At 70.9% G+C, this 24,778-nt stretch carries 19 protein-coding genes; 9 read left to right on the top strand and 10 right to left on the bottom strand.

Annotation, left to right across the window (positions count from 1 at the left end; genetic code table 11):
* Nucleotides 1–19: 19 nt before the first annotated feature.
* Genes DXK32_RS22270 through DXK32_RS22255 form a run of 4 tightly spaced genes read right to left on the bottom strand, consistent with a single transcriptional unit; the run spans nt 20 to nt 3,189 of the window.
* Entirely contained in the window at nt 20–1,465 is a 1,446-nt protein-coding gene (locus DXK32_RS22270) for a type II and III secretion system protein family protein (RefSeq protein WP_114860510.1), read from the bottom strand.
* A gap of 31 nt (nt 1,466–1,496) precedes the next feature.
* On the bottom strand, nt 1,497–2,375 hold the full coding sequence (gene cpaB, locus DXK32_RS22265; RefSeq protein WP_247877284.1) for a Flp pilus assembly protein CpaB: 879 nt from the start codon (nt 2,373–2,375) through the stop codon (nt 1,497–1,499).
* Nucleotides 2,366–2,938 (bottom strand): prepilin peptidase, encoded by a 573-nt coding sequence (locus DXK32_RS22260; protein WP_114860508.1) that lies wholly within the window; start codon nt 2,936–2,938, stop codon nt 2,366–2,368. Before DXK32_RS22260 ends, cpaB begins: the two co-directional genes overlap by 10 nt.
* Before the next feature lie 35 nt (nt 2,939–2,973).
* Nucleotides 2,974–3,189, bottom strand: a complete 216-nt coding sequence (locus DXK32_RS22255) for a Flp family type IVb pilin (RefSeq protein ID WP_114860507.1) — start codon at nt 3,187–3,189, stop codon at nt 2,974–2,976.
* 721 nt (nt 3,190–3,910) lie between these two features.
* On the opposite strand from DXK32_RS22255, the gene DXK32_RS22250 reads away from it, so the two are divergent.
* The 7 genes from DXK32_RS22250 (at nt 3,911) to DXK32_RS22220 (ending at nt 12,286) form a co-directional block, all read left to right on the top strand.
* Nucleotides 3,911–5,095 (top strand): cytochrome-c peroxidase, encoded by a 1,185-nt coding sequence (locus DXK32_RS22250; RefSeq protein WP_114860506.1) that lies wholly within the window; start codon nt 3,911–3,913, stop codon nt 5,093–5,095.
* A gap of 174 nt (nt 5,096–5,269) precedes the next feature.
* Nucleotides 5,270–6,550, top strand: coding sequence for an imelysin family protein (locus DXK32_RS22245; RefSeq protein ID WP_114860505.1), 1,281 nt, complete (start codon nt 5,270–5,272; stop codon nt 6,548–6,550).
* Nucleotides 6,551–6,745: 195 nt separating this feature from the next.
* Nucleotides 6,746–8,002 carry a di-heme oxidoredictase family protein gene (locus DXK32_RS22240; RefSeq protein ID WP_114860504.1) on the top strand — a complete coding sequence of 419 codons (1,257 nt, stop codon included), beginning with the start codon at nt 6,746–6,748 and terminating at the stop codon, nt 8,000–8,002.
* A gap of 33 nt (nt 8,003–8,035) precedes the next feature.
* The gene (locus tag DXK32_RS22235) at nt 8,036–9,148 is read left to right on the top strand and encodes an imelysin family protein (RefSeq protein ID WP_247877283.1); all 1,113 of its coding nucleotides are present in this window, start codon (nt 8,036–8,038) and stop codon (nt 9,146–9,148) included.
* Between the two features lie 3 nt (nt 9,149–9,151).
* Nucleotides 9,152–10,276 carry a DUF1513 domain-containing protein gene (locus tag DXK32_RS22230; RefSeq protein ID WP_114860503.1) on the top strand — a complete coding sequence of 375 codons (1,125 nt, stop codon included), beginning with the start codon at nt 9,152–9,154 and terminating at the stop codon, nt 10,274–10,276.
* Nucleotides 10,277–10,411: 135 nt separating this feature from the next.
* A complete protein-coding gene (locus DXK32_RS22225; RefSeq protein ID WP_035682832.1) occupies nt 10,412–10,669 on the top strand; it encodes a hypothetical protein in 258 nt (85 codons plus the stop codon).
* 33 nt (nt 10,670–10,702) lie between these two features.
* Nucleotides 10,703–12,286, top strand: a complete 1,584-nt coding sequence (locus DXK32_RS22220; protein WP_114860502.1) for a gamma-glutamyltransferase family protein — start codon at nt 10,703–10,705, stop codon at nt 12,284–12,286.
* 33 nt (nt 12,287–12,319) lie between these two features.
* Here the strand turns inward: DXK32_RS22220 and DXK32_RS22215 are convergent, their stop codons facing one another.
* On the bottom strand, nt 12,320–13,660 hold the full coding sequence (locus tag DXK32_RS22215; RefSeq protein WP_114860501.1) for an amidase: 1,341 nt from the start codon (nt 13,658–13,660) through the stop codon (nt 12,320–12,322).
* Nucleotides 13,661–13,697: 37 nt separating this feature from the next.
* On the bottom strand, nt 13,698–14,765 hold the full coding sequence (locus DXK32_RS22210; protein WP_114860500.1) for an Ldh family oxidoreductase: 1,068 nt from the start codon (nt 14,763–14,765) through the stop codon (nt 13,698–13,700).
* A gap of 578 nt (nt 14,766–15,343) precedes the next feature.
* On the opposite strand from DXK32_RS22210, the gene DXK32_RS22205 reads away from it, so the two are divergent.
* Nucleotides 15,344–15,823 carry a hypothetical protein gene (locus DXK32_RS22205; protein WP_114860499.1) on the top strand — a complete coding sequence of 160 codons (480 nt, stop codon included), beginning with the start codon at nt 15,344–15,346 and terminating at the stop codon, nt 15,821–15,823.
* 21 nt (nt 15,824–15,844) lie between these two features.
* Here the strand turns inward: DXK32_RS22205 and DXK32_RS22200 are convergent, their stop codons facing one another.
* The gene (locus DXK32_RS22200) at nt 15,845–16,861 is read right to left on the bottom strand and encodes a sensor domain-containing diguanylate cyclase (protein WP_114860498.1); all 1,017 of its coding nucleotides are present in this window, start codon (nt 16,859–16,861) and stop codon (nt 15,845–15,847) included.
* Nucleotides 16,862–17,126: 265 nt separating this feature from the next.
* Between DXK32_RS22200 and DXK32_RS22195 the strand changes: the two genes are divergently transcribed.
* The gene (locus DXK32_RS22195) at nt 17,127–18,437 is read left to right on the top strand and encodes a solute carrier family 23 protein (RefSeq protein WP_114860497.1); all 1,311 of its coding nucleotides are present in this window, start codon (nt 17,127–17,129) and stop codon (nt 18,435–18,437) included.
* 68 nt (nt 18,438–18,505) lie between these two features.
* On the opposite strand, the gene DXK32_RS22190 is transcribed toward DXK32_RS22195, so the two are convergent.
* From DXK32_RS22190 to DXK32_RS22180, 3 genes are all read right to left on the bottom strand, one after another.
* On the bottom strand, nt 18,506–21,490 hold the full coding sequence (locus DXK32_RS22190; protein ID WP_114860496.1) for a PAS domain-containing protein: 2,985 nt from the start codon (nt 21,488–21,490) through the stop codon (nt 18,506–18,508).
* A 219-nt stretch (nt 21,491–21,709) separates the two neighbouring features.
* Nucleotides 21,710–23,476: an ABC transporter ATP-binding protein gene (locus DXK32_RS22185; protein ID WP_114860495.1), complete on the bottom strand. Its 1,767-nt coding sequence runs from the start codon at nt 23,474–23,476 to the stop codon at nt 21,710–21,712.
* Nucleotides 23,473–24,633: a beta-glucosidase gene (locus DXK32_RS22180; protein WP_114860494.1), complete on the bottom strand. Its 1,161-nt coding sequence runs from the start codon at nt 24,631–24,633 to the stop codon at nt 23,473–23,475. The genes DXK32_RS22185 and DXK32_RS22180 overlap by 4 nt, the downstream gene beginning before the upstream one ends.
* Nucleotides 24,634–24,778: the final 145 nt, after the last annotated feature.

Here is a 24,778-nt window from a genome sequence, read left to right as displayed (position 1 = left end):
CTGTGCTCCGCGAAAGGGGTCATTGGAGGCTGAAGCCGGCGTCGCCGTGCAGGCGGGCGGCGCCCGGCCCGATAGCGAGCGGGGCGGTGCCGGCCGCGCTGTTGCCGCCGACGGGGGGCTGCAGGCTCTGGGCGCGGTTCAGGAAGATGCGCTCCACGTCGGTCGCCGCCACGAAGCCGTCAGTGGGGGCGGACAGGGCGTTGGCGGCGGAGACCGGGCGGACGAGGTAGGGGGTCACGACGATGACCAGCTCCGTCTCGTTGCGGCGGAACTTGCTGGAGTGGAACAGCGCCCCCAGCACCGGCACGTCGCCCAGCCCCGGCACGGCGTCCAGCGTCGCCGAGGTGTTGTTCTGGAGCAGGCCGGCGATGGCGAAGCTCTGCCCGCTGGCCAGCTCGATGGTCGTTTCGGCGCGGCGCACCGACAGGCCGGGGATGCGGATGGAGTCGACCACGACGGCGCCGTTGTTGGTCAGCTCGCTGACCTCCGGGCGGACGCGCATGCTGATCTGGCCGCCGCCCAGAACGGTCGGGGTGAAGTCCAGGCTGACGCCATACTTCTTGAACTGGATGGTGGTGGTGCGGTCGTACTGGGCGACCGGGATGGGGAACTCGCCGCCGGCCAGGAAGCTGGCCGTCTCGCCGGACAGGGCGGTCAGGTTCGGCTCGGCCAGCACGGTGATCAGCCCGTCCTCGGCCAGCGCGTCCACCACCGTGTTGATGTCCACCCGCCCGTTGCTGGAGCGGTAGCTGCCGCCGATGGAGTTGGTCGGGGAGGCGGCGCGGATCAGGTTGCCGGCGGCGTCCAGGATGGTCCGCCCGGTGGCGACCCCGAAGGCGAAGGAGCCGATGTTGAACATGCTCTCGAAGTTGACGCCCAGCTCCTTGGTCACCTGGCGCGATACCTCGGCGACGCGGACGCGCAGGTTGACCTGGGCGGGGGCGGCGACGGTCAGGCGGTTGGTGACGGTCTGTCCCTGCCCGACGTAGCGCTCGGCCAGCTCGACCATCTGCCGCGCCGTGGCGGGGGAGGAGACGGTGCCGGTCAGCGTGATGCCGTTGCCGGTGCTCTGCACGTCGATCGCGGCGTTGGGGACCTGGGCGACGAGCTTGGACCGCAGGTCGCCGACCGGCATGGTGACGACGACGCTGAAGGAGGCGAGCGGCTTGTTGTCCGCCGACAGGGCGTAGACGCTGGCCCGGCCCGGCGTCTTGGCGACGATGAAGAAGGCCTGCGGGCCGGACGCCTGCACGTCGGCGATCTCCGGGGCGGAGGTGAAGACGCTGGCCGCCGGGGCCGGCAGGTTGACCGGCTGCCCGCCGCCGACCTCCAGGGTGATTTCGCGGGGGCGCTGCTGCGCCTGGACGGGCGCCGCGGCCAGCGTCGCGAACAGCCCGGCCAGGAGGGCCGCCCCCATGATCCTGAGGGCCGCGACCCGGCTTGTGGTGGTGATGGTCGTCGTCATGAATTCGTCCCCCCTGGGTCGGCGCGCCGGTTCAGCGTTCGAGCGTTTCCGTCTTGGAGCCGCGGATGATGAGCAGCGACGGGCGGCGGGCGGCGGGCGCCTCCGCGCTGTGGGGTGCGGGAAGCTGGCGCAGGGCGGGCGACACGTCCTCGGCCCAGGTGGGGGCCGACGCGGGTTCCGTTTCCCCGGCGGCAAGGGCGGTCTCGTCGGCGAGCAGGCTGCGCAGCGCCAGCGAGAGCTTGCCCATGGCCGCGGCGACGGTGACCGTCTCGCTCTGGCGGGCGGTGACCTCCAGCGTCACGGTGCGGGGAACGCGCCCGTCCGGCCCGTTCTTCAGCATGCCGGCCTCGCCGAGCTGCTGGTCGATGGCGATGACGCGCAGGTTCTGCAGGACGGTCTCGCCGACCGCCCGGCTGCGCAGGTCGCGCCCCGCCTGGGATTCGAAATTCTGGGTCAGGATCAGGTCCACGCGGTCGCCGGGCCAGATCAGCCCGCCGGTCGCGCTGACCGCGTCCACCGCCACCGAGACGGCGCGGCTGCCCGGCGACAGAACGGCGGCGAGGAAGCCGCGCTCCCCCGGCGCGACGATGTGGCCGGCCATGATCGGCTCGCCCGCCGCGAAGGACCGGCGGGTGACGGCGCCGCTGTAGGCGCTTTCGGCGACGCGGCCCCGCACCATGTAGCCGTCGCCGAGGCGGCCCGGCGGCCAGGGCTCCCAGCGCAGATCCTCGGCGCGCAGCAGCATGCCGGTGGAGATCGGGCGGGCGGCGACCAGCACGGAGTCCATGGGCGCCGCGGGCGCCGGGACCGCGACGGCGGCGGTCGGGGCCGGCAGCATCGAGAAGGACACGTAGCCCACCAGCGACAGCCCGACGAGCAGCAGGGACAGGAATAGCACTCTCAGAACCATGCCGCTCCTCCGGTGGGGTTGGAGAGGGTGAGCAGCCCGCCGGCGGCCAGGGCGACGCCGTAGGGCACGGAATGGCGGGTGGCGACGCGGTGCGCCTCGGCCGCCAGGAAATGGGCGAGAAGGCGGGCCGGCGTGGAGCGTCCGCCGCGGCGGCGCAGCAGCCGGCGCGCCGGGCGCGCCTTGCGCAGGGCCAGCCACCCGGCGAGATAGAGGAGTGAGAGCGCCCCGCCGGCCAGCGCGGTCGCGGTCGCGAAGGGCGCGGCCCGCTCCACCCCGACCAGCAGCAGGATGGCCGAGGCCAGCTTCACGTCCCCGCCGCCCAGCCAGCCCCGGCCGTGCAGGGCGCACAGGGCGAGGAAGAGCGTGGCGGCGGCGGCAAGGCTGGCCCAGGGAAAGGGCGCGCCCTGCCACAGCGGAAGCGCGAGGCCGAGGGTGGCGAGGAGGATCGACACCGTGTCCGGGATGATGCGCCGGCACAGGTCCTCCGCCGCCGCCCATCCCAGCGCAAGCCCCGCCATGGGCGGTGCCAGGGAGAGGGGATCGAAGAGGGCGATCGTATCCATGGCGGGAGCTTCGCGTGGGAGGGGGCTTGCGGCGTTTACTTCGGAATGGTCGTCGAGGTGCCACTGACCGTGGTGCCAATGCCGGTGAACAGGGTGCTGACGTTGGTGCCGAAGGTGCGGGCGCCGCCGATGATCACCAGCGCCACGAGCGCCGCCGCCAGGCCGTATTCGAGGGCCGTGATGCCCTTGCGGTCCTTGGTGGCGGCGTGGACCGGAGAAATGATGGCGCGGATGTTGGCGAACAGGGTCATTGATTGTCTCCGTTGATAATTGTGATACGAAGGGTTTTCACTTCGGGGAGGTGAAGTGAAGAGGTTCGATTACTGATTTTCGGGGAATGCACGGCGTCTGTGATTTGAAGGATGGCGAAACACGGTATTTTAATAAACCTATCGATAGGAGTAGTCCGGCGGGCCGGCGCCGTTGTCTTCGCGATGTGCAACGCAACTTTTCGCGCCGTCTTCAGGCAAAGCGCGGGGGCCGCCGTGCTCGGCGGCGCTGTATCAAAGAAACGGGAAGAAATGCGCCGTGCGGAGAGGTGAATGACGGTCGGATTGCTTTGAAAGGAAATCGTTAGAAATTGAAGTGATTGTCGGGTTGTGGCGGGATTGTGCCGGCGCCGGGGCCGCCGCTCCCTTCGCGACGCGCGGAACATTTGGAGTTCCGACGGTGGTGTCGCGTTCTCCGGAATGGCGGCGCGCTCTCCGGATGGCGAAGCAGAGTCGGTAGCCGGGTCGGGGTACCCTTTTCCGTCGGGCCGAAGCGCCCGGACCGGATCGACCGTCCGGGAGCGGAGCCGGACGAACGGGGCGGGGAGTTAATCCCGCCGGTTCTACGACCAGTGGCAATAGGTCGCACGTTCGTGATAATGAGAATAACTATCATCCAGGCCGAAGGGCATGGATACTGCCGGCGGTCCCCCCGCCATGGATTGCGGCCATGGACCACCGCCGTCAAGGAGCGAGAGTCAGGATGTCATTGTTCGGCAAATATGTCGCGCCGGCCGCGGCGCTGTCCTCCCTGTTGATCGCTGGCCTTTTGATCGCTGGTGGCTCCGGCTTGGCGGCCGATCCGGCGGAGATGCAGAAGGCGAAGGCCGAGTTGGGCAAGGCGCTGTTCTTCGACAACAACCTGTCCTCCACCCGCAGCCAGTCCTGCGCGACCTGCCACAACCCGGAATTCGGCTTCGCCGACCCGCGCGGTGCGGCGTCGCTGGGCGCGGACGGCAAGTCGCTGGGCGACCGCAACGCGCCGACCGCCGCCTACGCCCATCTTTCCCCGCGCTTCGGCTTCAAGGCCAACGGGGTTCCCTTCGGCGGGCAGTTCCACGACGGCCGCGCCGCCACCCTCCAGGAGCAGGCCGGCGGACCGCCGCTGAACCCCGCCGAGATGGCCATGGCCTCCAAGGCGGAGGTGCAGGGGCGGCTGAAGGAGAACGCCGACTACGCGCGGAGCTTCGTCGCCCTCTACGGCGCGGGCGTGCTGGACGACGCCGACCGCGCCTACGACGCGATGACCGACAGCATCGCCGCTTTCGAGAAGACCGACGTCTTCTCGCCCTTCGATTCCAAGTACGACCGCTATCTGCGCGGCGAGTACAAGATGACTGGCGAGGAGGAGCTGGGGATGACCCTGTTCTTCTCGCAGCAGTTCACCAACTGCAACGTCTGCCACAAGCTGAACGCCATGCCGGCGGCGAAGAACGAGGTCTTCACCAACTACGAGTACCACAACATCGGCGTGCCGGTGAACGCGGAGCTGCGGGCGGCCAACGGGGTGGCGCCGACGCACATCGATCGCGGGCTGGCTGAGAATCCGGCCGTGAAGGGCCAGAAGGCTCAAGACCTGAAGGCTTATGAGGGGAGGTTCAAGACGCCGACCCTGCGCAACGTCGCGGTGACCGGCCCCTACATGCACAACGGCGTCTTCAAGGACCTGGAGACCGTTGTCCGCTTCTACAACAAGTACAACAGCCGCAAGCCGGCCGACCAGATCAACCCGGAGACCGGCAAGCCTTGGGGCAATCCGGAAATCGCCGCCACCGTCTCCATCAAGGAGCTGGAGGAGGGCCCGGCGCTCGACGACCGCCGAATCAAGGCTCTGGTCGCCTTCATGAAGACGCTGACCGACGCCCGTTACGAACCGCTGGTGAAGTGAGTGTGGACGGGCGGGGCCGCCGCCATGGCCCCGCCGCCCGCCGCAAAATCGACCGCGCACCGCCCGCATCACGATTGCATCTTGACAATGAGAGTGATTAGCGGCGCATGTTGAGAATGCTTCGCACTTTCATGGCTCTCACGCCAACGATCACCGACGCTTGAGGAGACCTTCATGTTCAAGCACGCCTCCGGCCTTGCCGCCGCGGCTCTCATCGCGCTGGCGCCGCTCGCCGCCGACGCCCAGTCGTCCAAGCCTGCCTACAAGGACGTGGTGAAGACCTACGCCGACATCGCCCAGGCCAGCTACGAGGACTCCGCCAGCACCGCCAAGGCGCTGAAGAAGGCCATCGACGCGCTGGTGGCCAACCCGTCGGACGCGACGCTGGCCGCCGCCCGCACGGCGTGGCTGAACGCCCGCGTCCCCTACATGCAGACCGAGGCCTTCCGCTTCGGCAACCCGATCGTCGACGAGTGGGAAGGCAAGGTCAACGCCTGGCCGCTCGACGAGGGCCTGATCGACTATGTGGACGACAGCTACGCCGGCGGCGACAGCAACCCGTTCGCCAAGGCCAACGTGATCGCCAACCCGAAGATCAAGGCCGGCGACAAGACCATCGACGCCCGCAAGATCACCAAGGAACTGCTGGCCGACAAGCTGCACGAGGCCGGCAAGGTCGAGGCCAACGTGGCGACCGGCTACCACGCCGTCGAATTCCTGCTGTGGGGCCAGGACCTGAACGGCACGGGCCCGGGCGCCGGCGCCCGCAAGGCGACCGACTACGCCAAGGGCAAGGACTGCACCAACGGCAACTGCGACCGCCGCGCCCAGTTCCTGACCGTCGCCACCCAGATGCTGGTCGAGGATCTTGAGGAGATGGCCAAGGCCTGGGGCGCCAAGGGCAAGGCCCGCGCCTCCATCGCCAAGGCCAAGGAGTCGGAGGGCGTCGCCCGCATCCTGACCGGCCTCGGCAGCCTCAGCTACGGCGAGCTGGCCGGCGAGCGCATGAAGCTCGGCCTCATGCTGCACGACCCGGAGGAGGAGCATGACTGCTTCTCCGACAACACCCACAACTCGCACTATTACGACCAGGTCGGCATGGTGAACGTCTACAACGGGCGCTACACCCGCGTGGACGGCAAGGTCGTGACCGGCCCGTCGCTGTCGCAGTATGTCGCCGCCACCGCGCCGGAGGCCGACGCCAAGGTGAAGGAGGCGATGACCGCCACCACCGCCGCCATGAAGGTCATGAAGGACACCGCCGACAGCGGCAAGATGGCCTACGACCAGATGATCGGCACCGACAACGCCGAGGGCAACGCGATCATTTCGACCGCGGTGGACCGTCTGGTCGACCAGAAGAAGGCCCTGGAGAGCGTCGTCGCCGCCCTGGGCGTCTCGGTCGAGCTGGCCGGTTCCGACAGCCTCGACAACCCGTCGGCCGTCGGTAAGTAAGGCGTCGGCAAGCAAGCCGGCCGCAAGCAAGCCGGTGACCATGGGTTGCGACCCTTCTTCCCGCGTGGGGCGGCGTTGTCCGCTCCCCACCGACCGCCCGCGCGGGAGGAGGGGCCGCACCCCTGTTTTTTTCGTCCTCATGAGATGGGGCACTCCGCCCGACCGATGCCCGCCCGACCGATGCCCACCCGATCGATGAAAGCCCGCTTGGCCTTCCTGCTCGCCCTGCTGCCGGCCCTGCCGGCGGTGGCGGGCGACCTCGACACCCGGATCGGCGAGAAGCTGTTCCGGCGGATGTGGGTCAGCGCCCCCACGGTGACGCACGCCAACGACGGGCTGGGTCCGCTCTACGACGCCCGCTCCTGCGCCGCCTGCCACCCGGCGGCCCGCCAGGGGCGCCCGCCTGACCCGGACACGCCCGACGACCGTGGCGTCGGCTACGCGCTGAAGCTCAGCGGCGACCCTGTCTATGGCCGGCAGATCCAGACCAACGCGGTGCTCGGCTTCGCCGTCGAGGGCAAGCCGTCCCTGAGCTACCGCGAGGAGACGGTGCGTTTCCCCGACGGCGACACGGCGACGCTGCGTCGGCCGGTGGTGACCGTCACCGACCTCAATTACGGGCCGCTGGCCGAGGCGACGGCCATCTCAGCCCGCATCGCCCCGTCCGTGCGCGGCATGGGCCTGCTGGAGCGCATCCCGGAGGCCGACATTCTGGACGGCGCCGATCCGGAGGACCGCGACGGCGACGGCATCGCCGGACGCCCCAACTGGGTGGCGCCGGAGGGCACGCGGCAGCTCGGCCGCTTCGGCTGGAAGGCCGTCCACCCGACGCTGCACCGCCAGAATTCGGAGGCCTTCAGCCTCGACATCGGCATGTCCACCCCGGCCTATCCCGAGCCCTGGGGCGACTGCACCCCGGCGCAGACCGAATGCCGGAACGCCCCGCACGGCGACTCCCCGCAGTATGAGGGGCTGGAGATTCCCTCCACGGTGATCGGGCTGATCGACGGCTATCTGCGCACCCTGCCGCCCGACGGCGGGCTGGAGGCGCCGCGCGACAGGGCTGGAAGCGCGATGTTCGCCGCCACCGGCTGCGCGTCCTGCCACCGCCCCTCCTTCACCACGGCGGAGGACGCGGCGCATCCCGCGCTGTCCCGCCGGACGATCTTCCCCTACAGCGACCTGCTGCTCCATGACCTCGGCGAGGATCTGGCCGACGGCGTGGCGATGGGCGAGGCGCGGGGCCGCGACTGGCGCACGACGCCGCTGTGGGGGATGAAGCGGCTGGCGGAGTCCGACGGCAAGCTTGCCCTCCTCCACGACGGGCGGGCACGCAGCGTGACCGAGGCCATCCTGTGGCACGGCGGCGAGGCCGGCAAGGCGCGCGGCGCCTTCATGGCGCTGCCGCGCGGCGACCGCGAAAAGTTGGTGCGTTTCGTTCTGGGGCTCTAAAGTCCACACGGTTTGAATGGCATAGGTGATGAGATGCAACGCCGCCGCATGATCGGCCTGATGTCGGCCGCCGCCCTGTCGATCCTCCTGCCGGGCCGCGTCGCCCTGGCGGCGTGGGAGCCGGCGGGAGACGCCGCCGTGCTGGGCGGTCTGGTCCGAACCCATGCCCTGCCACGCTTCGACGCGCTGGCCGCCGCCGCCGGCATCTACGCGGAGCGGCTGGCCCAGTTCGCCGCGGCGCCGACCGCGGACGGGCTGGAGAGCTGCCGCGCCGCCCACCGCGCCGTCTACGACGCCTGGGCCGGCGTCCAGCACCTGCGCGCCGGGCCGCTGTCGATGGAGCTGCGGGCCGACCGCATCGCCTTCTGGCCGGAGCGGGCCGGGGTGGTGCAGCGCCAGATCCTCGCCATGCTGAAGGCCCGCGATCCGAAGCTGCTGGAGCCGGGCGGGCTGGCCCGCCAGAGCGCCGCGGTGCAGGGGCTGACCGCGCTGGAGCGGCTGCTGTTCGACGAGGGCGTCACCGCCGCGTCGTTCCAAGGGGACGAGGCCGGGCGCTTCCGCGGCGCGCTGGCCGCCGCGGTGGCGCAGAACGTCCTCGCCATCGCCCGCGAGGTCCGCGACGGCTGGAAGGCACTGGAGGCGCCGCTGACCGCCGGGGAGCCGACCGCGCTCGGCCCCGACGCCGGGTCGGCGGTCAACGTCCTGTTCACCGGGTCGCTCACCGCCCTTCAGGTGGTCGCCGACCAGAAGCTTCTGGCGCCGCTCGGCCCCAACGCCGGGGAGGCCAAGCCGGCGGTGGCCGAGGCGCTGCGCAGCGGCCAGTCGGCCCGCAACGTCCGCATCAACCTGGAGGCCCTGCGCGCCCTGCTGCTGGGCGAGGGCGGCGGTCCCGGCCTGACCGCCCTGCTGCCCGCCGGCGACCCCGGCGCCCAGGCCCGCCGCGCGCTGGAGGACGGCTTCACCGCCGCGATCCGCGCCGCCGAGGCGATCCCCGCGCCGATCAACGTCGCCGTCGCCGATCCGGCCAAGCGCAAGACCGTGGAGGCCACCCTGCAACGGGCCAAGGACCTGCGCAACCTGCTGACCGGCACCGTCGCGCCGCTGCTGGACATTAGCATCGGCTTCAACGAACTGGATGGAGACTGAGCGATGGACGCGACCCGCCGGGGCACCCTGCTCTTAATCGGTGGCGGCCTGCTTGGTGGCGGTCTGCTGGGCGCCCTCCTGGGGCCGGCGCGGGCGGAGACCGCGGGGGGCACCCTGTTCCTCAACGCCTACGCCACCGCGGCGGCATCGCCGGACTATGGCGTGGCGGCGCTGGACGGGGTCGGCAGCGTGCGCTTCACCACCCCGACGCCGGGCCGCGCCCACGGCATCGTCGTTCACCCGACGCGGGCCGAGGCGGTCGCCTTCGCCCGCCGTCCGGGCCGCTGGTTCATGCCGCTGTCGTTGGTTGACGGGCGCCCGGGGCCGGTGGTCCGCGCGCCGGAAGACCGCCGCTTCACCGGCCACGGCGCCTTCTCCACCGACGGGCGGCTGCTCTACGTGGCGGAGGACGACGTGCCGCGCGAGACCGGGTCGATCGGCATCTACGACGCCATGGACGGCTACCGCCGCGTCGGCGCGATGCCGACCCACGGGCTGGGGCCGCACGAGCTTCTGATGATCGCGGACGGCACGGTGCTGGCGGTCGGCAACGGCGGCGTCATCACCCACCCGGACACCGGCCGGGCCAAGCTGAACCTGGACGAGATGGACTCCTCGATCACCTACGTCGAGGTGGCGAGCGGGAAGCTGCTCGATCAGGTCCGCCTGCCGGAGGAGCACGCCAACCTCGGCATCCGCCACATCGCCGCCCTGGCCGACGGCGGCATCGCCTTCGGCGCGCAGGACGAACGGCCCGTCGGCATGCTCCAGCCGCTGACCGGCACGCACCGTCCGGGCGGCGGCGCGGTGCGCCTGTTCGAGACTCCGGACGACGAGCTGTCCCGCTTCGAGGGCTACATCGGCAGCGTCGCCGCCGACAAGGGCAAGGTCGCGGCCAGCTCGCCCAAGGGCGGCATCATCGGGCTGTGGGACGACGCCACCGGCGCGTGGCTGGGGTCGGCGGCGCTGCCCGACGGCTGCGGCATCGCCCCGGACGGCGACGGTTTTCTGGCGAGCAGCGGGCTGGGCACTCTCCGGACGGTCGGCGCGGCGCCGGACCTGCCGGGCGACGGTCTACGGCTGGCCGACTTCCGCTGGGACAATCATATGACTCGTTTCGCCATATGACTCGCTTCATCACCTGAGGCGCCGTCCGTAAGTCCCCTATGAAAAAGCGCCGGGCGGCGGCCTGCACGGTGGCCCGCCGCCCGCCGTGCTGATAGGCTTGGGGTCACTGCCGCCAAGACACTGCCGCCGGACACCATGATCGTCGATGAATATCTGGGGTTCCGCGCCGGGGACGAGGTTCTCGACCTTGCGGAGCTGACCGCCGGAACCGCCCGCATCAAGGAACTTCATCTCGTGCCCAGCGACTGGGCGAACGGGCCGACGGTCATCGCCGTGATGGTCAACGGCGCGGAGCGGTACGTCATCCAGCTCAAGAAGGTGCAGATCCACGCCGCGAAGGAGCCGGAGGTCCGGAACCGCCGCGTCATTCCCCTGCGCCGCGACCCGCACTGACCCGTTTCCCGTCCCGGAGGGCGCCCCATCGTGATGCGTGACTTCTGCCGGCCCGGGCGGTCGGCGCTGGTGGCGACGGAGGCCGCGGTGGCCACCTCGCACCCGCTGGCGAGCGCGGCGGCCCTGGACATCCTGGCGACGGGCGGCAACGCCGTGGACGCGGCCATCGCCGCCGTCGCGGTGCAATGCGTGGTCGAGCCGCACATGACCGGCATCGGCGGCGATGCCTTCGCCCTCTACGCTCCGGCGAATGGGCCGGTGGTCGCCCTGAACGGCAGCGGGCGCGCTCCCGCCGCCGCGAGCGTGGAGCGTCTGGCCGGGCTGGGCGTCACCGGCGAGATCCCGCGCCACGGCGCCCACGCGGTCACCGTGCCGGGTGCCGTCGCCGCCTGGACACGGCTGCACGCCGACCATGGGCGGCTGCCGCTCGACCGGGTCTTCCATCGCGCCATCCGCTACGCCGAGGAGGGCTACGGCGTCTCTCCGCGGGTCGCCCAGGACTGGGCGGCGGCGGTCCCCCTGCTGGCGGCGGACGAGGGCTGCCGCGCCGTCTTCCTGCCCGGCGGCCGCGCGCCGCGCGCCGGGGAACGCCATACCCAGCCGCGGCTCGGCCAACGGCTGCGGGACATCGCAGCGCACGGGGCGGCCGCCTTCTATACGGGGGCTACGGCGGACTCGCTGGTCGGCTTCCTGCGCGCCCGCGGCGGGCTGCACACGCTGGACGACTTCGCGGCGGCGCAGGACGGGGCGGCGTATGTGACGCCCATCGCCACCGACTACCGCGGCTACGAGATCCTGGAATGCCCGCCGAACGGCCAGGGCCTCGCCGCGCTGATGATCCTGAACGCGCTGGGCGGCTTCGACCTGTCGCCCTCGGTCGGCGACGCCGACCGCCACCATCTGCACGCCGAGGCGACCAAGCTCGCCTACCACCACCGCGACGTCCTTGTGGGAGAGGGCGGGTCGGAGGCCGTTACGGCGCTGCTGTCGGCGGAGGCGACGGCGGCCCTGCGCCGCCGCATCGACCCGGCCTGCGCCCGGACCCCTGCGCTGTGGACGGAGGCGGAGCACAAGGACACGGTCTGCCTCAGCGTGGTCGACCGCGACGGCAACGCCATCTCCTTCATCAACTCGATCTTCCACAGCTTCGGCAGCGTCCAGCTCGACCCGGCGACCGGCGTCCTCTTGCACAGCCGCGGCACCTCCTTCCGCCTGACCGAGGGGCACCCCAACGCCCTGGCGCCGCGCCGCCGCCCGCTGCACACCATCATCCCCGGCCTGATCCGCAAGGACGGGCGCGCGGTCTGCCCCTTCGGCGTGATGGGCGGCCATTATCAGGCGGCCGGGCACGGCGCCTTCGTGTCAGCGGTGCTCGACCGCGGGCTGGACGTCCAGACCGCCATCGACCAGCCACGCAGCTTCGCCTTCAACGGCGTGTTGGAGATCGAGCCCACCGTGGCCGAGGACACCGCGGCGGAGCTGGCGCGCCGCGGCCACGCGGTGGTCCGCCGGGACGAGCCGATGGGCGGCGGGCAGGCGATCTGGATCGACCACGCCGCCGGCCTGCTGATCGCCGGCTCGGACCATCGCAAGGACGGCTGCGCCCTGGGATTCTGATGGGGGCGGGCCGAGGGCACCGCCCCCGTTTTTTCAGGCGCCCACCACCGGCTCCACCGCGGCGGCAATGGACAGCAGGCGGCGGTCGGCACCGGCCGCACCCACCAGCATCAGGCCGCTGGGCAGCTCGCCGGCCCGCTGCATCGGCAGGCTGATGGCGCAGCGGTCCAGGAAGTTGAACAGGGCGCAGTTGCGCAGCAGCAGCAGGTTCAGACGCGCGAAGTCGGCGTCCTCGGCGAAGGCGTCGATGCGCGGCGCCAGCAGCGGCACGGTCGGCATCAGCAGCGCGTCGTAGTCCGCCGTGGTCCGGTCGGTTCGGGCGATCAGGTCGGCGCGGCGCTGCGCCACCTCGATGTAATCGACGGCGCTCATGGTCCGGCCGCGCTCGATGCGGACGCGGACGCGCGGGTCGTAGAGGTCGCCCTTCTCGGCCAGCAGGTCGCGGTGCCAGTGGGCCGCCTCCGCCGCGGGCAGACCGCCCTTGGCGTTGGCCGGGCCGATCTCCGCCAGCTCCGCCATGGGAATCTCGACGATGCGCGCCCCGGCCTCGGACAGGCGGCGGCAGGCGGCGTCGAAGGCGCCCGCCACCGCATCCTCCATGCCGTCGAGGACCACCGTCTGCGGCACGGCGAAGCGCAGCCCGGCCAGCCCGACCGGCGGCGGCACCCACTCCGCCTCGCCGGCCAGGACGGCGTCGGCGATGGCGCAGCATTCCACCGTGTGGGCGAGCGGCCCGATGGAATCCAGCGACCAGGACAGCGGCAGGGCGCCGCGCAGCGACACCCGGCGCTGCGTCGGCTTGAAGCCGACGATGCCGCAGAGCGCCGCCGGAATGCGGATCGAGCCCCCCGTGTCGGTGCCCAGCGCCAGCGGGACATGGCCCGCCGCCACCGACACCCCGGCGCCCGACGACGAGCCGCCGGGGATGCGCGCGGGATCGGTGGGGTTGCCGGGGGTGCCGTAATGGGGGTTGATGCCGACGCCGGAGAAGGCGAACTCCGTCATGTTGGTCCGTCCCACGACCACCGCCCCGGCGGCGCGCAGCCGGGCCACCGCGTCGGCGTCGCGGGCGGCGGGGGCGGCGCCCTCCAGTGCCCGCGACCCGGCCCGCGTGACGTGCCCGGCCTCGTCGAACAGGTCCTTGACCGAGATCGGCAGGCCGGCCAGCGGCGAGAGGTGCTGCCCGGCCCGGCGCAGCAGGTCCTGGGCGTCCGCCGCCGCGCGGGCCTGATCGGCGTGCAGGGCGGTGTAGGTCTTGCGCGCCTCCTCGCCCCCGGCCGCGATGGCGGCGAGGGCGGAATCGACGAGCTGGCGGCTGGTGGTGGCGCCATCGTCGAGCTGGCGGGACAGGGTGGCGATGGTGGGCGTCGTCATGGCGGGAACCGACCGGATGTGAAGGAGCGAGGGGATATCAGGCGTCGCCGGCCAGGGCGCGCAGCTCGGCCAGCCGGGCGGGGGCCAGCGGGATGCCGTCGCGCAGGGTGCGGGCGCGGCGGGCGTAGCGGCGCTCGCCCGGCATGCGGTCCTGCCCCGCTTCCTTGACGTTCCCGATGAGGCCGGCGACGCGGTCGGCGAAGGCTCCGGTTCCGCCGCGCTCCGGGTCGATGACGATGAAGAGTTGTCCGGTGCAGGGCGTCTCGGCGCCGGGATGGGCCGACCAGTCGACCTCGCGCGAGTATTTGCCGCCGGTCAGCGCCGCCGCCAGCACCTCGATCATGAAGGCGATGGAGCCGCCCTTGTGGCCGCCGAAGGGCAGCAAGGCGCCGCCGTCGAGAACGGCCTTGGGGTCGGTGGTCGGCTTGCCGTCGCGGTCCACGCCGGAGCCGGCGGGGATGCTGTGCCCCTCGCGCGCCGCGATGCGCACGTCGCCGTTGGCCATGGAGCTGGCCGCCTGATCGAACACCATCGGGTCGCCGCCGGCCACCGGGGTGGCGAAGGCCATCGGGTTGGTGCCGTAGACGGCGGCCTTGCCGCCCGGCGGCACGACGCAGGCGAAGCTGTTGACGAAGGAGAGCGCCACCAGCCCTTCCCGCGCGAAGGGCTCGACATCCGGCCACAGGGCGCTGAAATGGTGGGAGTTGCGGATCGCCATCACGGCGACGCCGTTGTCGCGCACCATCGCCAGGAAGCGGTCGCGGGCGGCCAGGAAGGCGGGCTGGGTGAAGCCGTTGGCGGCGTCGACGCGTAGGAAGGCGGGACCGGCCTCCTCCACCGTCGGTTCGGCCCGCCCGTCCACCCAGCCGCTCTTCAGCGAGCCGACATAGCCGGGAATGCGGAACACGCCGTGGCTGGTCGAGCCGTCGCGCTCGCAGGACGCGCAGTTCTCCGCCAGGATCGCCGCCACCCGCTCCGACGTGCCGTGGCGCAGGAAGATGCGCTCCAGCAGCGCCACCAGATCGGCGAAGGGGACCGGTGTTCCGGATTCCGCGGTCTGGGCGAAGGCCGCGGCGGCGCGGCGGCTGGGGGTCTCGTCACTCATGCTCGTCCCTTCCGGTTCTCGTGCTCTTTGTCTTCGTGCTCGTCTTGTGGGCGCCCCGGACTCTTGCCGGTCCGCCGGTCGCCGGGCGCACCATAGCGCGCGGCGCCGGCGCGGGTGAAAGGGAATGGCATCAACGCGTCCGCAATCGATCCGCCGGGCGTGGGCCGGGCGTGGGATTGAAGGACCCCATTCGTTTGTAATCCTGAATGTGCGTAAATATAACCAACTGACTTTGTTGGCGAATCGGACGGCGGCGGGGAACCATGACGCCGCCGGTCCCGTTGTCTGGGGACCTACCGGCCGACGGCGTATCCGCCGGTCGTCACGGTGCTCCGGCACGGAGGAGCGGCAAATTGCCGCGTTCATCGCCACGCGGGCGTGAAAGCGCGCGGAATCAGCCCTGCCATGCTTGCGGCGGGTGTTGACGGGCCGATGTTGCGGTGCACAATAAACAACGAACTGGGCGAGGCCGTGAGGTGCTTGTCCTGGATCAACGTCACGGGCCTGCCTTCCTGTCAAAAAGATGGGGACACGCAGACGCCGGTTGCAGCGGTTGAGTGTTTTGTAGAGGGACCACGATGCGCGATCATTCGAGCCGTCACGACGATTCCGGTTTCGACTCCGGTGTCCTCTGGGGAACCTCCATCGCTGGCATCGCGCTGTCCGGTCTCATGGCGTTTACCTGGAACCCTGCGGACGCGTCCTCGTCCGGACCCGCCTCGGCGATCATCGACCGCGGCGCCCACCAGCTCGACCACGCCGCCTGCACGGAAGCGCTGTCCACCCTGCTGGCCCGCTTCCGCGACAACCCGGACGTCCTGTGGGTCTGGGTGGAGCAGAGCGTTCCGTCGGGCCACGGGCTGGTCGTGCGCACCAAGGCGACCTCGGTGTCGCCCGATGCCCCGCGCCCCTATGCCTTCCGCCCCAACAGCGGCGTGAACCCGGAGCAGGCCTGCGGTTTCAGCAGCAACTCCGTCCACGCGATGTCGATGGGCGGCGTCGCCCAGCCCTATGAAGTGACCGCTCCCGATCCGTGGAGCGCGGCCGGCGGTCCGTAAGGGACCGTCGCCGAAACGGCGTCAGGCCCGGGCGGCCCGCCGGATCCTCTTCTGCACATACATGGCGGCGTCGGCGGCGCGCAGCGCGTCGTCGGGCGTCGTGGTGCCGGGGTCGGCGCTGACCACCCCGACGCTGGCACCCGGATAGTCGAAGGCGCAGCCGCCCAGACGATAGGCGCCGCGGATCAGCGGCACCACCCGCTCGCGCAGTGCGTCGGCGGCGTCATCCCCCTCGGCGCCGGGCGTGGCGCCCATGCCGACGACGATGAACTCGTCGCCGCCCAGCCGGCCCAGCGTGTCGCCGGCCCGCAGCCCCGCGCCGATGCGCCGCCCCACCTCGGTCAGGAATTCGTCGCCGGCCTCGTGCCCGTGGGTGTCGTTGATGGCCTTGAATCCGTCCAGGTCGATGAAGCCGATCAGCACGCTCTGTTCGGCCCGTTCGGCCATGGCGAACAGCCGGTGCAGTTCGGCGACGACGGCGCGCCGGTTCGGCAGGCCGGTCAGCGCGTCGGTGTAGGAATAGGACTCCAGCGCCGCGTTCAGGTCGCGGAACTGGGAGAGAAGCTGTTCACGCTGCACATGAAGGGCGATCAGCGAGGCGAACAGGCGCAGCACCTGCTCCCCCTTGGGCGTCAGCGGCTTGCGCTCCGAACTGGCGGCGCAGAGCGTGCCGAACAGGCTGCCGTCGTCGAGATGGACGGGCGTGCTGACATAGGTGCGGATGCCCAGCGCCGCCGCCGCCTCGGAGTCGCCCCAGCAGCTGGGCACGTCGTCGGTGTAGAGCTTCCCCTCGTCGAGCGCCCGCTTGCACAGCGTGCCCTCCCACGGAACTGCCAGCCCTTCGGGAATGGTCAGGGTCTTGGTGTTGCAGGAGAAGAGAATGCGCTGGATGCCGTGTTCCAGCTCGATCCGGGTGAGGTAGGTGGCCTCCAGCTCCGTCACCAGTTCCAGAAGCGACAGCAGGGGACGCGTCAGCTCCTCCACCGTCTTCGCCGACGAAAGGGTGTCTGTAAGTTGTGCAAACAGTTCGTCGGCCATGCCTTCAATCACTCTAAAAGCAAGTGTTCAAACCCGCATCGCGTGCAGGAACGCAATGTCATGTCCATTCACGGGAATTTTGTTAAGCGACATACTAACGAATGGTCTATGGCTTAGGCAACGGTTGAATAATTTCACGCCTATGACGGTGCCGTCGGGCTCTAAGGGGCCTTGTGCCGAAAAATTCCGCATGGTGGCGTTTGACCGGGCAGGCCGTCGCGGAGTAACCCTTGCCGCGCAACCACCGACACGGGAACCGCAGTTCATGACAGCCCCGCGCGACCGGGTGCTGGACGTCCACGACCGTCCGCCCCCGGCCACCTTCCTCCTGCTCAGCCTCCAGCACCTGTTCGCCATGTTCGGCGCCAACGTGCTGGTGCCGATCCTCACCGGCCTCGACCCGTCGGTGGCGCTCGTCACCAGCGGTCTGGGCACCCTGATCTATCTGGCCTTCACCAAATGGCGGCTGCCCGCCTATCTGGGCTCCTCCTTCGCCTTCATCGGCCCGATCGTCGCCGCCACCCAGATCGGCGGGACCGGCGGCGCGCTGGTCGGGGCCTGCGCGGCGGGTGCCGTCTATGTGGCGGTCGCCCTGCTGATCCGCGCCTTCGGCGTGCGCTGGCTGCTGGCCATCCTGCCGCCCATCGTCGTCGGGCCGGTGATCGTGGTGATCGGCCTCGGCCTCGCCTCGGTCGCCGTGGGCATGGCGCAGAACACCGCGGGCGGCGGCGAGTACAGCCTGCCGCACTTCCTGCTGGCGCTGGCGACACTGGGCAGCATCTTCCTCTACTCGATCGTGCTGCGCGGCTTCTTCACGGTGGTGCCGATCCTGCTGGGCATCCTGACCGGCTACGTCCTGGGCGTGGTCTTCGGCATGGTCGATTTCGGACCGGTCGCCGCCGCGCCCTTCCTGCGGATGCCCGACTTCCACCTGCTGTTCTCCGGCATGAAGGAGGGCGTCTCGGCCTGGGCGATGATCCTGCTGGTGGCGCCGGTGGCGTTGGTCACCATCGCCGAGCACATCGGCGGGCAGATCGTGCTGAGCCGCGTCGTCGGCCGCAACTTCATCGCCGATCCGGGCCTGCACCGCTCGGTGTTCGGCGACGGCGTGGCGACCATGGTGGCGGGCGCGCTGGGCGGTCCCCCGGCGACCACCTACGGCGAGAACATCGGCGTTCTGGCGGTGACCCGCGTGTTCAGCGTGTGGGTGATCGGCGGCGCGGCGACGCTCGCCATCATCCTGGGCTTCGTGGGCAAGCTGTCGGCCTTCCTGTCGAGCATCCCCACGGCGGTGATGGGCGGCGTGTCCATCGCCCTGTTCGGCGTCATCGCCTCCTCGGGAATCCGCACGCTGATCGAGGGCAAGGTGGATCTGGGCGACAAGCGCAACCTGCTGATCTCCTCGACCATCCTGGTCATCGGCATCGGCGGGGCGTCGCTGAAGTTCGGCGACGGCGGCTTCGTCGTCTCCTCGATGGCGCTGTCGGCGCTGATGGGCGTCGTCCTGAACGCGGTCCTGCCAGGCCGCGGCACCGGCGGCGACGCCGAGGCCATCCTGTCCTCCGACCACATCTGAGGACCGGAACGCGGCCGGCCAAGGCGGAGTCCCCCCGGGGGCTCCGCTTTTTTTATTCCGCGACTTCTTTATTCCTTCGCTTGGCCCATCAGGATCGCGTCGATCCGCCCGACCAGATCGTCGATCCGGTAGGGCTTGGTCAGCACCGGGATGCCGGTGGCGCGGGCGATGTCCTCGCTGTAGCCGGTCGCCAGGATGACCGGCAGGCCGGGCCGCCGCTCGCGGGCCTCGCGGGCGAGGTCGATTCCGCTCATCCCGCCGGGCATCACCACGTCGCTGAGCAGCACGTCGACCCCGTCGTCCGTCAGGTGGGGCAGCGCCTCCTCGGCGTTGGCGGCGGACAGCACGGCGAACCCGGCATCCTCCAACGCGGTGCTGACGGTCATGGCGACGATGGGGTCGTCCTCCACCACCAGGACCCGTCCGTAGCGCCGCGCCCCGTCCGGCGGCGGGACGCAGGCCGCGGGAAGGGCGGGCTCCTCCGCCGGAGCCACGCCGGAACGGCGGAGCAGAAGATGCACCGCCGTGCCCCGGTCCGGCGCGCTGTCGATCCAGGCGGTGCCGCCGGACTGCCGGGCGAGGCCGTAGACCTGGGCCAGCCCCAGCCCGGTCCCCTTGCCCAGGTCCTTGGTCGTGAAGAAGGGCTCGAAGGCGCGGGCGGCCACTGCGGCGGGCATCCCGCAGCCGGTGTCCGACACCGACAGGCGCAGAAACTCCCCCTCCACACCCCGCGGATCGCCCGGCGCGAACAGCGTGTTGACCGCCTCCACCGTCAGCCGTCCGCCGGCCGGCATGGCGTCGCGCGCGTTGACGGCGAGGTTGATGACCGCCAGCTCGAACTGGGTCGGGTCCACCTCGACGGGCCAGAGATCGTCGCCGAGGCGCAGGTCCAACGCGATGTCGGCGCGCAGTGCCCGTTCCAGCAGGGCCGACATGGCGAGCACCCGGTCGCGCACGTCGATGGATTCCGGGCGCAGGCTGCTGCGCCGGGCGAAGGCCATGAGCTGCTGCACCAGCTTCGCCCCGCGCCCCACCGCCTGCTGTCCGGCGTCGAGCAGGGCGTGGACCTGCGGCTCCCCGGTGCGGCGCCCGATCATCGACAGGCAGCCTTCCAGCGCCTGGAGCAGGTTGTTGAAGTCGTGGGCCACGCCGCCGGTCAACTGGCCGACCGCCTCCATCTTCTGGGCCTGGCGAAGCTGGTCCTCGGTCTGCCGCAGGGCGGCGTCGGCCTCCTTCTGGGCGGTGATGTCGCGGCCCACGGCGTGGATGAAGCGGTCGTCCGGCACGGCGACCCAGGACAGCCAGAGATAACGCCCGTCCTTGTGGCGGTAGCGGTTCTCGAAGCGCGGCGTGGTGTGCCCGGCGCTCAGCCGCGCCGCCTCGGCCCGCGTGCGCTCCAGATCGTCCGGATGCACGAAGTCGAGGAAGCTGTGCGCCGCCAGCTCCTCCTCCGCCCAGCCCAGCAGGCTGGTCCAGGCCGGGTTGACGGCGCTGATGGTGCCGTCGAAGCGCGCCACCAGCATGACGTCGGTGGACAGGCGCCACATGCGGTCGCGGTCGGCGGTGCGCTCGGCGACGCGCTGCTCCAGCGTGGCGTTCAGGTCGCGCAGCGCGTTCTCGGCGTGCTTGGCCTCGGTGACGTCGCTGCCTTCGCAGAAGATCCCGGTCACCCGCCCGTCGGCGTCCTTGATCGGCTGGTAGATGAAGGTGATGAAGCGTTCCTCGACCGGCGCGCCGGGGTGGCGGGCGACCCGCACCGGCAGGGCGTGGCCGACGAAGGGCTCCCCGCTGTCGTAGACGCGGCCCAGCAGCTCGAAGAAGCCCTGGCCGGCGACCTCCGGCATGGCCTCGTGCACGGTCTTGCCGAGCAGGGCGCGGTCGCCGACCAGTTGGCGGTAGGAGTCGTTGGCCAGTTCGAACACGTGGTCGGGGCCGCGCAGCACGCACATGAAGTTGGGCGACTGCCGGAAAAGGTTGCGCATCTGCTCACCCTCCGCGGCCAGACGGGCGTTGGCGCGGTGCAGCGATTCCTCCGCCTGGGCGCGCTCCAGCGCCGACCATGTGCGCTCCGCCACCTCCTCCACCAGACGGACCTCGTCGGGGTGCCAGTGCCGGGGCTTCCGGTCGTGGACGTAGAGGAGGGCGACCATCCGCCCGTTCTTCACGAGGCTGGTGGTGATGGCGGAGGCGATGTTCAGCGCGGCCAAGGCGGCCTGCCGGTCCGGCGTGGCGAAGCGCGGGTCCGCCGCGGCGTCGTGGATGGTCAGCGTCCCGCCGCTGCGCAGCGTGTCGAGAAGCTCCGGCCCGAAGCTCAGCAGGTCATGGGTGCCGGCCTGATGGTCGACGCTGCCGTCTGTCCAGTTCCGCTCGGTCGTGAAGAAGCGGGTGGTTTCGTCCATCACGCCGTAACCGACGCGGCTGACCCCCAGGTGACGGCCCAGAGCCTCTTCCGCCGCCGCGGCAACGGCGAACGGATTGGAGAGCTGGCGCAGCCGGGCCTCCAGCTTCAGGTGGAAATCGGTGCGCCGGGCGGCGAGCACCTGCGCGGTCGTCTCGATGGCGGCGCAGAACATGCCGGGGATGCGCCCGTCCTCGCCGCGCACCGGGGTGTAGGAGAAGGTGAACCAGGCGTCCTCGCGGAAGCCCCGGCGCTCCATCGGGATGAGCAGGTCCTCGTACCAGGACGCCTCGCCGGCCAGCGTGCGGTCGACCAGCGGCTTGATCTGGTCCCAGATGTCCCACCACACCTCGGCGAAGGGGCGGCCGAGCGCCTCCGGGTGCTTGGACCCGAAGATCGGCATGTAGCCGTCGTTGTAGAGGAAGGCCAGCTCCGGCCCCCAGGCCACGAACATCGCCTGCCGGGAGGACAGCACGACGCTGACGATGGTGCGCAGGCTTTGCGGCCAGCCCTCCGGCGGACCAAGCGTCGTGGACGCCCAGTCGTGGGAACGCATCCGCTCCCCCATCTCGCCCCCGCCGGACAGGAAATCCAGATCGCCCCCCGTCGTCCGCTCACCAATCGCGGGGCCACCCATCACCGGCAGATCCGTCATGCACCGGCTCCGTGGTTCGTGCACGGAACAAACGCTTGAATTCCAAGGATGCTGTCGTCGGTCGTGGCTTTCATCGAGCTTTCGGGCCGAGGCGAGGTTGCGTCTGGTGTCTTAACACACGACGCCCGGAAAGATAGCTCGTCGAAGGTCCGTTTTCCGTAACCGTTCCGGCCGATGCGACTCCCGTGCAACGGTCGGGGGCCGCCGGGCAGGCTCCGGCTATTCCGCCGCGAAGCCCTGCGCCTGAAGTTGCCACAAGGAGTTGAACAAGCCGCCGCGCCGCCGCAACTCCGTCGGGTTGCCGTCCTCGGCGATGCGGCCGTCCACCAGGACCAGCACGCGGTCGAAGGCCGACACGGTGGACAGGCGGTGCGCCACCGCGACCACCGTCCGTCCCTGGGCCAGATCGGCCAGCGCCGCCTGGATCTCCTGCTCCGACTGGGTGTCGAGGGCCGAGGTCGCCTCGTCGAGGATCAGGATCGGCGCGTTCTTCAGGAAGGCGCGGGCGATGCCCAGCCGCTGCCGCTGCCCGCCCGACAGCCGCACGCCGCGTTCGCCGACCAGCGTGCCGTAGCCCTCCGGCAACTGGCGGATGAAGCCGTCGCAGAAGGCGTGGCGCGCCGCTTCGAACACCTCCTCGTCGCTGGCGTCGGGGCGGCCGTAGCGGATGTTCTCCAGGATCGGGCGGTGGAACAGCGCGATGTCCTGGGGCACCACGGCGATCTTGGCCCGCAGGTCGTCCTGGGCGAGCGCGGTCAGCGGCTGGCCGTCGATGAGGATGTCGCCGCGCTGCACGTCGTCCAGACGCTGGATCAGGCTGATGATGGTGGACTTGCCGGCCCCCGACGGGCCGACCAGCCCGACCTTCTGCCCGGCCGGGATGGTCAGGCTGAAATCCTCCAGCACCTTGCGCCCTTCGGGATAGCGGTAGGACACCCGCTCGAAGGCGATGGCCCCGCCACCGGGCTTGGCGGGCTCGGCCGGCACCGGGTCGAGCACGTCGTGGGGGCGGGCGATCACCCGCAGGCTCTCGTCGATGGCGCTGACCTGCTGGGTGGCGGTGACCAGCGCGAAGGCGAGGTCGCGAGAGCCGTGCAGGATGCGGAAGGTCAGCGCGCTGACGATCACCACGTCGCCGGTGGTGATCGTGCCGTCCCGCCACAGCAGCAGCGCCCACAGCAGCATCGACCCGGCCATCACCCACAGGCAGATGTCATGGACGACGCGGGTCTTCTCCAGATGCATCCAGCTCCGTCGGTGCGCCCCGGCCTCCACCGTGAAGGCCTGCCGGAGGCGCTCGCGCTCCCGCCCGCGGGCGGAGAAGGCCTTCACCGTCCAGACGTTGGACACCACGTCGACCAGCTCGCCGTTGGTGCGGGCGGATTGCTCGGCGAAGGCGTGGTGCACCGTCCGCCCGCGCAGCCCCAGCCCGACGATGGCGACGGCGACCACCACGGCGAACATCACCAGCGCCGCCGCCATGCCCCAATGGATGGTCAGCAGCACCAGCACCGCCCCCAGGAAGTCGGTGACCGGCGGGACGATGCTCCAGGTCAGGGTGCGGAAGATGGTTGTGGCGGCGTTCTCGGTGGCGGCGATGCGGTTGCCCAGCGACCCGGCCAGATGCTCCGAGAAGTAGCGCATCGAATGGCCGGTCAGGTGCCGGAACAGGTCCAGCCGCATGTCCACGCCGGTCGCCAGCACCGTCCGGCAGCCGAGCCAGCCGCCCAGCCGCCACAGCACGTTCTCCGCCGCGATGAAGCCCAGGAACAGGCCGAGCGGCGTCCAGACGTCCGCCACCGCCCGGTCGGGGGAGGCCATGGCGTCGATCAGCAGCTTCATGCCGTACTGAACGGCGACCGCGCAGCCCGCCGCCGCCACGATCACCGAGAACAGCCCGCCGAACGACCAGGGCCGCCGCCGGATGTAGCGCAGCAGGAAGCGGCCTGGGCGGTCCGGGATGGTGTCCGTGTGGGAACCGCTCATTGAGCCGCCTGATACTGGGGCTCACCCAGCAGCGCGCCGACGCGGGCCTCCGCGCGCTCCAGGGCGGCGGCCAGCGGTTGATACAGGCAACGCCCGCCGTCCTCGTCGCACAGGCCGTAGAGGCCGGTCTCGCAATGGCGGTCGTTGGCCCAGCCGGGATAGTCGAGGATCGGGTAGAGGCAGACGCCCTCCACCGGCACATCGGCCTTCAGGGCCGCGATCACTTCTCCCGTCACATAGTCGAGCCAGGACACGCGGGCGTCGCCCTCGGCGCCGGTCTCGGCCACCAGGACCGGGCGGTCGTAGCGCCGGTGCACCTCCGCCAGGATGTCGGCGAAGGGGCGGTAGCGCGGGTCGTCGCGCCCGATGGTGCCGCCCTTCAGGAACCATTGGTTGTCGGAGTAGTAGTTGACCCCGATCACGTCCAGATACTCCGGCTTGCCGCCCAGCCCCGGCCAGGCGTGGCCGCCGATCATGTCCCACGCCTCGTACTGGGCCAGCCGGGCCTCCTCCGCAGCCCCGGCGTCGCCCTTGCGGTCGGGGCGGGGCAGCACGTTGATGACCGGATCGACCTGGACGATGCGGGCGCGCGGATCGGCGGCGCGGATCGCGTCGATGGCCGCAATGCTGGCGCGGACGAGCTGGTGCTTGAGTTCGGCCCCGCGGCGCTCGGCCATCGGGTTGAAGCGCTTCATGTCGCCGCCGGCCCAGGCCCAGTAGGAGATCTCATTGACCGGGCAATAGGCGGGCGCCTCCACGCCCCCGCCAACGCCCTCGTCGCGCAGCAGGGCCGCGGTCGCTCCGGCGAAGCGGGCGAAGCGCTCCACGAAGGCGGGGCGCCAGATGTCGATGTCGTCCGGCCAGCCGTAATGGCAAAGGTCCCAGATCACCTGGACCCTGGCCTCCCGCGCCGCCCGGACCATGGGCAGCAGGCTGGACCAGTCGTAGTGCCCCGGCGTGGTCTCGATCAGGTGCCAGCGCACGCCGTCGCGCACGCTGCGCAGGCCGTGCGCGGCCATGCGTTGATAGTCCTGCGTGGCCAGCCGGTCGTGGCCGGTCGCCGCGATCAGGTCGAGCCGGCGCCCGTCGTGCCGCCGGTGCGTCGAGCATTCGAAGCCGCCGAGGAAGACGCTGTCGAACAGGGTGGGGGTGTGCATGGGTGTGCTCTGTGATTTTAGGGCGTTCGGGGTGTGCGGAGTCTTGCCCCCTCCCTAACCCTCCCCCGCTTCGCAGGGGAGGGAATAAATCCCTCCCTTGCCGAAGGCGGGGGAGGGAAGGGGCCCATGCGGAGCATGGGAAGGG

Origin of the sequence: Azospirillum brasilense (assembly GCF_003349955.1) — a bacterium.
GTDB lineage: Bacteria > Pseudomonadota > Alphaproteobacteria > Azospirillales > Azospirillaceae > Azospirillum > Azospirillum brasilense_B.
Note: the sequence above shows the minus strand (reverse complement) of the source record. Positions and strands in the feature narration are given on the sequence as shown.